This window comes from Kaistia sp. 32K (genome assembly GCF_016629525.1).
Lineage (GTDB): Bacteria > Pseudomonadota > Alphaproteobacteria > Rhizobiales > Kaistiaceae > Kaistia.
Window position 1 is genome coordinate 2,116,418 of the sequence record NZ_AP024269.1, and the last position, 11,584, is coordinate 2,128,001.

Annotated in this window: 12 protein-coding genes and 1 tRNA gene; 6 read left to right on the top strand and 7 right to left on the bottom strand. The window is 65.1% G+C overall.

All coding sequences use genetic code 11. The features are described from left to right. Positions 1–28: 28 nt before the first annotated feature. Positions 29–103 (top strand) — tRNA-Val (locus tag K32_RS09530). 525 nt (positions 104–628) lie between these two features. On the opposite strand, the gene K32_RS09535 is transcribed toward K32_RS09530, so the two are convergent. Continuing rightward, positions 629–829 (bottom strand): hypothetical protein, encoded by a 201-nt coding sequence (locus K32_RS09535; RefSeq protein ID WP_201403779.1) that lies wholly within the window; start codon positions 827–829, stop codon positions 629–631. A 424-nt stretch (positions 830–1,253) separates the two neighbouring features. Here K32_RS09535 and K32_RS09540 point away from each other — a divergent pair, with 424 nt between their 5' ends. Beyond that, positions 1,254–1,460 carry a cold-shock protein gene (locus K32_RS09540; protein WP_201403780.1) on the top strand — a complete coding sequence of 69 codons (207 nt, stop codon included), beginning with the start codon at positions 1,254–1,256 and terminating at the stop codon, positions 1,458–1,460. 153 nt (positions 1,461–1,613) lie between these two features. On the opposite strand, the gene K32_RS09545 is transcribed toward K32_RS09540, so the two are convergent. From K32_RS09545 to K32_RS09565, 5 genes are all read right to left on the bottom strand, one after another. Then, entirely contained in the window at positions 1,614–2,018 is a 405-nt protein-coding gene (locus K32_RS09545; protein ID WP_201403781.1) for a cupredoxin family copper-binding protein, read from the bottom strand. A gap of 21 nt (positions 2,019–2,039) precedes the next feature. Beyond that, complete coding sequence (locus K32_RS09550) at positions 2,040–2,930, bottom strand: metallophosphoesterase (protein WP_244669978.1); 891 nt, start codon at positions 2,928–2,930, stop codon at positions 2,040–2,042. 467 nt (positions 2,931–3,397) lie between these two features. Then, positions 3,398–3,979, bottom strand: coding sequence for a hypothetical protein (locus tag K32_RS09555; RefSeq protein WP_201403783.1), 582 nt, complete (start codon positions 3,977–3,979; stop codon positions 3,398–3,400). A 99-nt stretch (positions 3,980–4,078) separates the two neighbouring features. Beyond that, positions 4,079–6,364 carry an NADP-dependent malic enzyme gene (locus tag K32_RS09560; RefSeq protein ID WP_201403784.1) on the bottom strand — a complete coding sequence of 762 codons (2,286 nt, stop codon included), beginning with the start codon at positions 6,362–6,364 and terminating at the stop codon, positions 4,079–4,081. A gap of 92 nt (positions 6,365–6,456) precedes the next feature. Continuing rightward, positions 6,457–6,645: a hypothetical protein gene (locus tag K32_RS09565; protein WP_201403785.1), complete on the bottom strand. Its 189-nt coding sequence runs from the start codon at positions 6,643–6,645 to the stop codon at positions 6,457–6,459. Positions 6,646–7,104: 459 nt separating this feature from the next. On the opposite strand from K32_RS09565, the gene cysS reads away from it, so the two are divergent. From cysS to cimA, 4 genes are read left to right on the top strand one after another with little or no spacing between them, the layout of a single operon-like run. After that, the gene (gene cysS, locus K32_RS09570) at positions 7,105–8,610 is read left to right on the top strand and encodes a cysteine--tRNA ligase (protein WP_201403786.1); all 1,506 of its coding nucleotides are present in this window, start codon (positions 7,105–7,107) and stop codon (positions 8,608–8,610) included. Then, positions 8,607–8,912: a hypothetical protein gene (locus tag K32_RS09575; RefSeq protein WP_201403787.1), complete on the top strand. Its 306-nt coding sequence runs from the start codon at positions 8,607–8,609 to the stop codon at positions 8,910–8,912. Before cysS ends, K32_RS09575 begins: the two co-directional genes overlap by 4 nt. Before the next feature lie 30 nt (positions 8,913–8,942). Beyond that, a complete protein-coding gene (locus K32_RS09580; protein ID WP_201403788.1) occupies positions 8,943–9,155 on the top strand; it encodes a hypothetical protein in 213 nt (70 codons plus the stop codon). Then, entirely contained in the window at positions 9,152–10,756 is a 1,605-nt protein-coding gene (cimA, locus tag K32_RS09585) for a citramalate synthase (protein WP_201403789.1), read from the top strand. The genes K32_RS09580 and cimA overlap by 4 nt, the downstream gene beginning before the upstream one ends. 78 nt (positions 10,757–10,834) lie before the next feature. On the opposite strand, the gene K32_RS09590 is transcribed toward cimA, so the two are convergent. After that, entirely contained in the window at positions 10,835–11,512 is a 678-nt protein-coding gene (locus K32_RS09590; RefSeq protein ID WP_201403790.1) for a TetR/AcrR family transcriptional regulator, read from the bottom strand. Between the last annotated feature and the right edge of the window lie 72 nt (positions 11,513–11,584).

The following is an 11,584-nucleotide window of genomic DNA, read 5'->3' on the forward strand; positions in this document are numbered from 1 at the left end:
TCCCCGGAGCGCTTCGCTTCGGCCGGATGGGCGGTTAGCTCAGCGGGAGAGCATTCGCTTCACACGCGAAGGGTCACTGGTTCAATCCCAGTACCGCCCACCATTTTCCTTTATCCAATAGCGATGTCGGCGGCAGTGTCCGCCTTCGGGCAGCGAAGCTTCGAGGCTGGACGAACCGGCTGCGCCGTGGTCCTGAGTGTCTGGCCCGTAATGCGGGGACGCTTTCCTTTCACTTCTCCCTGAGGGGGAGGTGAGGAGCAGCGCGGATCGTGGGGCGAGATCGGGTTTGTCGACGGGCAATCCGGTTCGCAGACGAAGGCCGCCCCACCATCCATATCAGGCGTTCCCTGGACCCTCCTTCGAGGCCCGGCTTTGCCGGGCACCTCAGGATGATGGTCTAGTATTGGGAATGCTGCCTGGGAGAATGGTCAGGCGACCGATCGACCAGCTCCGCCATCATCCTGAGGTGCTTCGCGTGAGCGAAGCCTCGAAGGAGGCTCCAGCGGGGCAATGCGGTTTGCAGACCAAGGCCGCCTAGCCATCCTTCGCCGAACCGTCCACACCTACGCAGGCAAAGGAAATTCACCGATAGGTCGGCTTCGTCCGAGCACAAAGGGCCCGATGCGCCTCAGACCTCTTCGAGCATCGGATGCAGCTGGCTCTGCTCGGCGACGCGCTCGTGCTTCTCGAGCTCGCTCTTGATCCGGTATTGCAGCCGACCGCCTGACTCCGGCAGGGCTGCGACAATGATGTATGTGCCCGGAGCGGAGCTGAAGATCTTGCTCCGGTCCATGGTGACACGCTGGCCGACTTTAAATGTATGAGACATTGCCGAAACGTATCAGAAAATCGGCCGGCGAGTCATAATAATTCCGAGCGCATGGATGGATAAATCGTCCGATCGGTTTCGATATTTCGATGCAGCGCGCCGGCGTGTCCAAAAAAGACTTAATTGATAATTTGCAGTTTCAGTTTGGTTCGTCTATATATGTCTTGTCCCAGCCGAACAGAGCGGGAGTTCGATAGGCGCATTTGTCGATGCAGCCGTCGTTCATGAACGAAGCGGACGGATGTACTCCGTTTCATTTTTTCCCTGATCCCCTGACAAACGATCAGATGCTCTGGTTGGGTTTGCGAACCTGATCGGTGAATGTTGCCGCGCCTCTACAAGGCTGTTGCGATGCTCCCGGTCATGTTCGCCTCGAAGGCGCGCTGGCATGGTGCTGGCGTGAATGACTAAGGTAGTTTTCTAAATGGCCGATACTGGCACCGTTAAGTTCTTCGATTCGCAGCGCGGCTTCGGCTTCATTGCGCCTGACGCCGGTGGTCCCGACGTCTTCGTGCATGTCACCGCTCTTGAAGCAGCCGGCATGCGTTCGCTCAACGAAGGTCAGAAGGTTTCCTTCGACGTCGTCAGCGATCGCGGCAAGACCAAGGCCTCGAATCTCGCGGCCGTCTGAGCGTTCAGCGCAGATCTGAAATCGAAGAGCCCGGCTTCCCGCCGGGCTTTTTTGTGTCTGGAGTTTCGCTTTTGGCGGAATGCCAGAGCCTGCGGGGCGGCCGGGTGATCCTTAACCCTGTGTCAGGCCGAGCTGCCGGCCGCCGCAGTCGGGCTATTTGGGCTTGGTCACGACGACCGTTCCCGTCATGCGCGGATGCAGCGCGCAGAAATAGTCGAACTTTCCCGGCTTGGTGAAGGTGAAGGAGAAATGGTCGTCGGTATCGAGCGGCGGCGACCGGAAGCCCTTGTCGGTGGCGGCGACCAGATGCGGGATGTCGTCATGGTTGACCCAGGTCACCGTCGTGCCGGGTTCGACCGACAGCTCAGCCGGCGTGAAGGTGAAGTTCTCGATCTGGATCGTCGCCGCCGCACCGGCGGCGGAGGCGCTCGACGCGGCGATCAGCCATAGCGGCAGCGCGAGCAGTCCCGCGACGAGCAGCTGCCGGGGCGCGGAGAACCGGCGCCCGGCGCGGCGCGCGACCGGGACCGACGAGGATTGGCGAATCCATGCGCACATGATGAAGCGCTCCCTGTTCGCTCAGCCGGCGAGCGGGCGGTCGACGATCGCCAGCGGCTGCGAGCCGCGGACGAAATCGACCGTCGCGACGCCGAGATATTTCCGGAGGTCGCCGGCCGGCACTTTCATCGGGCCCGGCGCAGGCGCCTTGCCGGGAGCCGGCTGCGGGAAGGCCGTCGAGCGCGCCGTGTGGAAGGTGACGTTGCCCTCGACCTTCTGCATCACCTGGTGAATGTGGCCGTTCAGGATGGTCACCGAGCCGAAGCGCTTCAGGTTGGAGAGCGCTTCCGCGCCATCGTCGGTGCCCCAGCCCCATTCCGGATAGATGCTCCAGAGCGGGATATGGGCGAAGACGACGACGGGCGTCGAGGCGGACACGGCGCCGAGGTCGTTTTTCAGCCAGGCGAGCTGGTCGGGGCCGAGCTTGCCGAGGCCGCCGGCGGCGAGGCCCGCGACGTTGACGAGGCCGACGAAGTGCACCCCTTCCTGATCGAAGCTGTACCAGCCGGTGCCCTTCGACCCCTTGCCGTAGCGATCGAGATAGGCCTTGCCCTGGCCCTCGTCGAGGAGGTCGTGTTCGCCCGGCACGTAGAAGACGCGCAGTCCGGTCTCGGCGATCAGCTTGTCTGCATCGTCGAATTCCGACGCCTTGGAGAGGTGGCTGATGTCGCCGGTATGGATCATGAAGGCCGGCTTGACGGGCAGCGCCTTGATCCGGTCGATCGCCTCCTGCAGCGTCGCCAGGGCGTTCGGATTGGCGGGCTTGTCGAAGCCGACATGGCTGTCGCTGATCTGCAGGAAGGTGAAGGGCTGCGGCGCCGTCGCCTCGGCCGCCAGGGCCTTGTCGAGGCCGATCCCGAGCGGCAGCCCCCCGGCCAGGCCCCAGAGAATTCCGGTTCCTGCCCAGTTCATGCATCGGAGGAAGCCGCGGCGGTCGATGCCGTCCTCGTCCAGCAGGGGCCTGTCATGCGAGAGCTTGCCCTGCGAGGGCCGATCTTGGTCGGATGTGCTCATGGTTCGCTCCTGATCCAGGCGCGGTGGCGAGCACGCGCTCTGGAACCAGATAGAGCGGGGGGGCGGAAATGTCTTCCCTTCACCTCTCCCTGAGGAGACCTTCGCGCAACACCCAAGGATCGCCATGCAGCCCACAGCCTATGGGGCAGGGCACCGTCGCCCCGGCGGAGGCCGGGGCCCATAAACACCGACCAGGAAAGCTTTGGCTCAGCCTATCGGCCACAAGCCTGTGTGTCTGGATCCCGGCCTTCGCCGGGATGACGGCGGAGCGTGGCAAGATCCGATCAGCGCGATGAAGGCGGCGTTGCGCAACGGTTTCCTTAGGGAGAGGTGAAGGGCAGTGCGAGCCCGTCAGCGCCTGCGTTTCAGATCGGGATGGCGAGCTGCGTGCCGCCGGCTTCGCGCGGGACGAGGACGACCTTCATGCGCTGGATCTCCTCGTAGCGGCGGATCTCGCGCGAATAGGGGCGCCAGTCGTAGAGGAGCAGTTCGGCCGGGCGCCAGAGGCCGACCCAGCCGGCGATGATGAAGCCCTCGCCGAACAGGCGGCCCATGGCGTGGCGGGTGAAGATCACCTCCTCGAACAGCAGCGACAGCGCCAGGCAGATCGCCCAGAACACCAGGCCGATGCGCAGCGCCTTGCGTCCCTCGAGCCAGGTCTCGCGCTTCTTTTGCGCCGCGAGCCGGATCTGCGCGTTGCAGTAATTGGTGATGGCGGTGCTCATCCGGGTCGGAAGCTCCGGCGTGATTTGCGCTTCCGGCAGGTGGATGGCGATGGCCGAGACGGGCTTCTGGCCGCCGTGGCGCGCATTCATCGTGTCGATCAGCTGATCGATGCCGGATGCCTCGATGTTCTCGCCGAGGAACGGATCCACCTCCGGCGTCTGGAACATGTTGTGCATGTCGCTCAGGTAGAGGTGGACGGTCTCTTCGGCGGGGCTCGTCATGGGTGGGCTGCTCGCGGCATGAAAATGGCCGGCCCCGAACCGGGACCGGCCATTTCTTCTACAGGCTCTTTACGATGCGGAACAATGCCCGCGTGCAGCTCAGGCGCTCTGCGCCTCGACGGCGGCCAGCGCCGTCATGTTGACGATGCCGCGCGAGGTCACCGACGGCGTCAGGATGTGCGCCGGCTTGGCGGCGCCGAGCAGGATCGGGCCGACATGCAGCGCGTCGGTCATCACCTTGACGACGTTCATCGTGATGTTGGCGGCGTCGAGGTTCGGGAACACCAGCAGGTTCGCTTCGCCCGTCAGCTTGGACTTCGGCATGACGCGGGCGCGCAGCGTCTCGGACAGCGCCGAGTCGCCATGCATCTCGCCGTCGACCTCGAGGTCGGGGGCCGTTTCCCAGAGGATTTCCGTCGCCCGGCGCATCTTGGCGCTCGAGACATTGTCGCGCGAACCGAAATTCGAATGCGACAGCAGCGCCGCCTTCGGCGTGATGCCGAAGCGGCGGATGTGGTCGGCGGCGAGCCGGGTCACTTCCGCGATTTCCTCGGCCGTCGGGTTCTCGTTGACATAGGTGTCGGTCAGGAACGTCGTCGCGCCGGAGCTGATCAGGAGGCTCATGGCCGAATAGGAATGGCTCTCGGCGCGCAGCCCTATGACGTCGCGGATGACGCGGAAATTGGTGCGGAACTGGCCTTCCAGGCCGCAGAGCAGGGCGTCGGCGTCGTTGCGGATCAGCGCCAGCGCGCCGATGACCGTCGTGTTGGTGCGGACGATGGTGCGCGCCGCTTCCGGCGTGATGCCGCGGCGGCCCATCTTCTCGAGATAAAGCTCGACATAGTCGCGATAGCGCTTGTCGTCCTCGGGATTGATGATCTCGCAATCCGTGCCCGGCTTGAAGCGCAGGCCGAAGCGCTTGACGCGGGTCTCGATCACCGAGGGGCGGCCGATCAGGATCGGCTGCGCCAGCCCGTCCTCGAGCGCCACCTGGGCGGCGCGCAGCACGCGCTCGTCTTCGCCGTCGGCGTAGATGACGCGCTTCACGTCGGTCTTCGCCGCCGCGACCATCGGCTTCATCAGCAGGCCGGACTTGAAGACGAAGCGGGTCAGCCGGTCCATATAGGCGTCGAAATCGGTGATCGGCCGGGTGGCGACGCCGGTCTCCATGGCTGCCTTTGCCACCGCCGGCGCGATCCGGAGGATCAGGCGCTGATCGAAGGGCGAGGGGATCAGGTAGTCCGGTCCGAACGAGAGCTGCACGCCGCCATAGGCCTGCGCGACGACGTCGGACGGCTCTTCCTGCGCGAGCGCGGCGATCGCGTTCACCGCCGCCTGCTTCATTTCCTCATTGATCGTCGTGGCTCCGACATCGAGGGCGCCGCGGAAGATATGAGGAAAGCAGAGGACGTTGTTGACCTGATTGGGGAAATCCGATCGGCCGGTGCAGATGGTGACGTCCGGGCGCACGGCGCGCGCCTCGTCCGGCATGATCTCCGGCTTCGGGTTCGCCAGCGCCAGGATCAGCGGCCGCTCGGCCATGCGGGCGACCATGTCCGGCTTCAGCACGCCGGCGGCCGACAGGCCGAGGAAGACGTCGGCGCCGTCGATGATCTCGGCGAGCGTGCGCTTGTCGGTCTTCTGGGCGAAGACGGACTTCCACTGGTCCATCAGCGCCTCGCGGCCCTCATAGACGACGCCCTCGATATCGGCGACCCAGATGTTCTCGCGCTTGGCGCCGAGAGCGACCATCTGGTTGAGGCAGGCGAGCGCGGCGGCTCCGGCGCCCGAGCAGACGATCTTTGCTTCCGCGATCGGCTTCGCCTTCAGCTTCAGGCCGTTGATGACGGCGGCGCCGACGATGATCGCCGTGCCATGCTGGTCGTCATGGAAGACCGGGATCTGCATGCGGGCGCGCAGCTTGCGCTCGATCTCGAAGCATTCCGGCGCCTTGATGTCTTCGAGGTTGATGCCGCCGAAGGTCGGCTCCAGCGCGGCGACGACGTCGACGAACCGGTCGATGTCACGCTCTTCGACCTCGATGTCGAAGACGTCGATGCCGGCGAATTTCTTGAAGAGGACGGCCTTGCCTTCCATCACCGGCTTCGAGGCGAGGGCACCGATCGCGCCGAGGCCGAGCACGGCGGTGCCGTTCGAGATCACGGCGACCAGATTGCCGCGCGCGGTGTAGTCGAAGGCCTTGGCGGGATCCGCCTCGATGGCGAGGCAGGGCGCGGCGACGCCGGGCGAATAGGCGAGCGCCAGATCGCGCTGATTGCCAAGCGGCTTTGTCGCCCGGATCTCAAGCTTACCCGGCTGCGGGAAGCGGTGATAGAAGAGCGCGCTCTCGTCGAGATCGGCGCCCACCGGGCTTTTTTCAGTCATAGTCCTGCCTGCGAACGATACGGATTAGACGGCATCCTTGCTGCCGCGATCCGTCGTAGCCGATCAGGGCTGGCGAGGCGAGCCAGTGAAGGTCAGAAAGCGGAGAAACCCGTGCGGGTCACGGTGCCGCCGCAGGCAATGCCCTTGGCCATGCACATGCTGATCGCCGACGTGCGCGGGTCGCGGAGGTCGGAATGCGCCGGGCGCTGCACCATCTCGGCGAGGCCGATGCCGATGAGCGTGGCGAAGAGGGTGACGGCGAAGAACGAACGAGTGGCCATGACGCGGTACTCCAAAAGGCCCTAATCGATGGTCGGATCCTGCGCCCCCAGAGCTGAACCCGACCTGAAACTCACGTTCAGATATCGTTCGGAATTCTTGCGATTTGATTAAAATCGTCGAGATCTTAGGGTTTTGGTGACGTTGACGGCAGGATTGTGGATTGCCTTAATTCAATCTTGGCGCCGTGCCGGATGTTCCCGACCGGGTCCTTGCGGAGGCATCCGCGCGCATTTTCCGCCCGTTGCCGCCCTCTTCAGCGCCGGTTCGGCGCCGAGCGCCTTGACGCTCCGTCCGAATTCCGTCATCACGCTGGCATGACGGCTTTTCCGCGTTTCAACGGCATTATCTGCTGCGGGATTATTACCGGCTAGCGCGCGCTGGCTGAGGCCGTTCCTCTGTTCCATTCCGATAGAGACGAACGCCCCGGCCGGCGGGCTTGTGTTCATCGGGATCGTTCAATGACGCTGCGCCTCTACAATACGCTGACGAAGGACAAGGACGAGCTGAACCCGCTCTTCCGTGACCCCGCGACCGGCAAGCCGCATGTTCGCATGTATGTCTGCGGGCCGACCGTCTATGACTTCGCCCATATCGGCAATGCGCGCCCGGTCATCGTCTTCGACGTGCTGTTCCGGTTGCTGCGCCATGTCTATGGGCCGGACCACGTCACCTATGTCCGCAACATCACGGACGTCGACGACAAGATCAACGCGCGCGCCGCGGTCGATTATCCCGACCTGCCGCTGAACGAAGCGATCCGCCTCGTCACGGAGAAGACCGACGCGCAGTTCCAGGCGGATGTGGCGGCGCTCGGCTGCCTGCCGCCGACCGAGCAGCCGCGCGCCACCGAGCATATCGACGGCATGAAGGCGATGATCGAGCGCCTGGTCGAGCGCGGCGTCGCCTATGTCGCGGAGGGGCACGTGCTGTTCTCGCCCTCGGCCATGGACCAGCTGAACGGCGAGCTGCCGCGCTATGGCGCGCTGGCGCGGCGCTCGCTCGACGAGATGCTGGCCGGCGCCCGCGTCGACGTCGCCCCTTACAAGAAAGAGCCGATGGATTTCGTGCTCTGGAAGCCGTCTGCCGAGAACGAGCCCGGCTGGCCGTCGCCGGCCGGTATCGAGGGTCGCGGCCGTCCGGGCTGGCACATCGAATGCTCGGCCATGTCGATGGCGAAGCTGCTGGAGCCGTTCGGCGGCGGGCTTTCCTGCGACGATCCGCAGAAGAACACCTTTGATATCCATGGCGGCGGCATCGACCTCGTCTTCCCGCACCACGAGAACGAGATCGCGCAGTCCTGCTGCGCCTTCGACGCGCCGCGCATGGCCAATATCTGGATGCACAACGGCTTCCTGCAGGTCGAAGGCGAGAAGATGTCGAAGAGCCTCGGCAACTTCGTCACCATCCGCGAGCTGCTGGAGACGGGCGATTTCGGCGCGAACATCTGGCATGGCCGCGTGCTGCGCTTCGCCATGCTGACGACGCACTACCGCCAGCCGATCGACTTCACCGCCGAGCGGCTGGTCGAGGCGCGCAAGCAGCTCGCCGACTGGATCGACCTCGTCGCGGGACTGGACGAGAGCGACGAGCCGCCGGCCGAACTGGTCGCGGTGCTCGCCGACGATCTCAACTTCTCCGAGGCCAAGGCGCTGATGGCCGGCTGGGCGCGGCAGAAGGGTGATCGGGAGGCTGCAACCAAGCTGTCGCGCTCGATGCGCTTCCTCGGCCTCTGGGCCGGCGAGGCGTCGGACGAGATCTATGGCTATGGCGTCGAGATCCAAGATGGTCCCGGCGAGGCCGAGATTGCCCTATACATCGCAGCCCGCCTCGAAGCCCGCCGCGCCAAGAATTTCGCTGAGGCCGACCGCATCCGCGCCGAACTCGACGGCCTCGGCATCGCATTGAAGGACGCCAAGGACCCGGCGACCGGCGAGATCGTCACGACCTGGGAAGTGAAGCGATGAGGGCGGTCGTCACCTCTGCCTTTTTCAACGCCGTGGCGGTTGGCTCCGACGCCCGCACCACGCTCGCCGTCATCCCTGCGAAAGCAGGGATCCATGCCGCCGGGTTCGTCGAGGTTGGCAAGGTAGTGGCTTCAACGCCCATGACTTCGGCTGAATGGATCCCGGCCTTCGCCGGGATCACGGCCGAGGGTGTCGGCGCCGATGCAGCCTTGGCTCCTCGCGCTATTTGCGACCGCACTCCACGCTCCGCCGTCATTCCCGCAATGACGAAGAGCCCCGACCTGCAATCCTGCGCGCGATAACCCCGCGCCGCCCAACAGAAAGACATCACCATGACCAACATTCCGCTCGACGAAGCCCTGATCGAACAGCTGATCGCCGACCGTATCGCGGCGCGGGAGGTCAAGGACTTCGCCAAGGCCGACACCATCCGCAAGCAGCTTGACGCCATGGGCCTGGTCATCATCGACGGCAAGGACGAGGCGACGGGTGAGTTCTGGACGACGTGGGACGTGAAGACGACGCCGGAAGAAGGCTCCGAATGACAAAAGAGCGCCTCTATCTTTTTGACACGACGCTGCGCGACGGCGCGCAGACGAACGGCGTCGACTTCTCGGTCGAGGACAAGGTCCTGATCGCCGATATGCTCGATCAACTCGGCGTCGACTATGTCGAGGGCGGCTATCCCGGCGCCAATCCGACCGATACGCGCTTCTTCACCGAGAAGCGGACCAGCCGGGCGAAGTTCACCGCCTTCGGCATGACGAAGCGGGCAGGGGTCAGCCTCTCCAACGATCCCGGCATCAACACGCTGCTCGCCGCGGCCTCGGACGCGATCTGCTTCGTCGCCAAGAGCTGGGACTACCAGGTCAAGGTCGCGCTCAGCGCCACCGAGGAAGAGAACCTCGAGGGCATCCGCCAGTCGGTCGAGGCGGCCGTAGCGGCCGGCAAGGAGGCGCTCGTCGATTGCGAGCACTTCTTCGACGGCTACAAGGCGAACCCGACCTATGCGCTCGCCTGCGCCCGCACGGCGTATGAGGCCGGCGCACGCTGGGTCGTGCTCTGCGAAACCAATGGCGGCACGCTGCCGGAGGAAGTCGAGGCGATCGTCCGCGAGGTTGCCAAGGTGATCCCCGGCGATCATCTCGGCGTCCATGCCCATAACGACACCGAGCAGGCGGTCGCCAATTCGCTGGCGGCGATCCGGGGCGGCGCGCGCCAGATCCAGGGTACGCTGAACGGCATCGGCGAGCGCTGCGGCAACGCCAACCTGACCTCGATCATCCCGACCCTGATGCTGAAGCCGGCCTATGCCGACCGGTTCGAGATCGGCGTCTCGCAGGAGGCCCTGAAGGGGCTGACCGCGCTTTCGCACCGCTTCGACGAGATCGTCAACCGCGCTCCGAACCGGCAGGCGCCCTATGTCGGCGCCTCGGCTTTCGCGACCAAGGCCGGCATCCACGCCTCGGCCATCGTCAAGGATCCGAGCACCTACGAGCATGTGAAGCCGGAAGCGGTCGGCAATCATCGCCGCGTGCTGGTCTCCGACCAGGCCGGGCGCTCGAACCTGCTCGCGGAGCTGTCGCGCCTCGGCATCACGGTCGACAAGGGCGACCGCCGGCTCGATGCGCTGCTCTCCGAGGTCAAGGAGCGCGAGGCGGTCGGCTATTCCTATGAAGGCGCCGACGCCTCGTTCGAGCTTCTGGCGCGCCGCACCCTCGGCCATGTGCCGGAATTCTTCGCCGTCGAGAGCTTCCACGTCACCGTCGAGCGCCGCTTCAACGCGGTCGGCAAGCAGATCTCGGTCTCCGAGGCCGTGGTGAAGCTGATCGTCGGCGGTGAGCGGCTGCTGACGGTCGAGGAGGGCAACGGCCCGGTCAACGCGCTCGACCGGGCGCTCCGCAAGGATCTCGGCGTCTATCAGGAAGCGATCTCCGATCTCGAGCTGATCGACTACAAGGTCCGTATCCTGAACGGCGGCACGGAAGCCGTGACCCGCGTCCTGATCGAGACGCGCGACGCCACCGGCGACAGCTGGCTGACCATCGGCGTCTCGGAAAACGTCGTCGATGCCTCGTTCGAGGCGCTGCTCGATTCGATCATCTACAAGCTGGTGAAATCCGGGGCGAAGCCGGCGCACGGCTGAGCCGGCATCGTCTCTTGTTCACGCATCTCCGCGGGCGGGTCTCGCGGAGATGTACCCTGCACGTATCCCGGCGAGCGCCTAGCGGGCGGCTGCGATGCCGGCCAGGATGAGGTCGACACCGGCGAGGAACTGCTCGCGGTCGTCATGTTCGCGCAATTGCGTCGCCACCTGGCGCAGGAACGGATATTCGGCCGGGTCGAGTTCGCTCCACCGGGCGGCGACGTCTCCGAGGAACGCCTCGCGGTCCGTTCGATCGGTATCACGCGCGAGGCGGGCGTTCGCGGCGTTCTGCCCGGCGACGCCGAGCACATAGTTCAGCAGGGCGGACGCGGCGTCGAACTGCTCTCGCTCGGGGACGCCGAGCGCCTGGAGCCCGCCGCCGATCCCTTCGAAGATCCGCAGCATGGCCGACTGCCACGGTTCGCGGAAAAGCTGCGCGCCCACCCAGGGGTGGGCGTCGATCGCGTCGAACACCCCGAGGGCAATGGCGCGGATCGCCTCGCGAGGCTCCCCATCGCTGACCACCCGGGCCATGACCCGGTCGATGACGTCATTGGTGGTCGCGGCGAGCAACTCGTTCTTGTCGGCGACGTGCCAGTAGATCGCCCCGCTTCCGGTGGAAAGGCGGGTTGTGAGCGCGCGGAAGGTCAGGGCGCTCTCGCCGTCGGCATCGAGGATCTCGATCGCCGCTTCGACAATCCGTTCCTTCGAGAGCGCGTCGGCGCGTCGTTCTGTCCGTTGGGGCTTGGTCGTCATCCCCGCATCTTGACATGAATGGAACGCCGTTCCAAAACAAATCCAACTGGAACGACGTTCCATTCACCGCGT

Coding starts and splice junctions, on each gene's coding strand:
- K32_RS09535 (WP_201403779.1), bottom strand. CDS start 829: ATGTCTCATACATTTAAAGTCGGCCAGCGTGTCACCATGGACCGGAGC.
- K32_RS09540 (WP_201403780.1), top strand. CDS start 1,254: ATGGCCGATACTGGCACCGTTAAGTTCTTCGATTCGCAGCGCGGCTTC.
- K32_RS09545 (WP_201403781.1), bottom strand. CDS start 2,018: ATGTGCGCATGGATTCGCCAATCCTCGTCGGTCCCGGTCGCGCGCCGC.
- K32_RS09550 (WP_244669978.1), bottom strand. CDS start 2,930: ATGAACTGGGCAGGAACCGGAATTCTCTGGGGCCTGGCCGGGGGGCTG.
- K32_RS09555 (WP_201403783.1), bottom strand. CDS start 3,979: ATGACGAGCCCCGCCGAAGAGACCGTCCACCTCTACCTGAGCGACATG.
- K32_RS09560 (WP_201403784.1), bottom strand. CDS start 6,364: ATGACTGAAAAAAGCCCGGTGGGCGCCGATCTCGACGAGAGCGCGCTC.
- K32_RS09565 (WP_201403785.1), bottom strand. CDS start 6,645: ATGGCCACTCGTTCGTTCTTCGCCGTCACCCTCTTCGCCACGCTCATC.
- cysS (WP_201403786.1), top strand. CDS start 7,105: ATGACGCTGCGCCTCTACAATACGCTGACGAAGGACAAGGACGAGCTG.
- K32_RS09575 (WP_201403787.1), top strand. CDS start 8,607: ATGAGGGCGGTCGTCACCTCTGCCTTTTTCAACGCCGTGGCGGTTGGC.
- K32_RS09580 (WP_201403788.1), top strand. CDS start 8,943: ATGACCAACATTCCGCTCGACGAAGCCCTGATCGAACAGCTGATCGCC.
- cimA (WP_201403789.1), top strand. CDS start 9,152: ATGACAAAAGAGCGCCTCTATCTTTTTGACACGACGCTGCGCGACGGC.
- K32_RS09590 (WP_201403790.1), bottom strand. CDS start 11,512: ATGACGACCAAGCCCCAACGGACAGAACGACGCGCCGACGCGCTCTCG.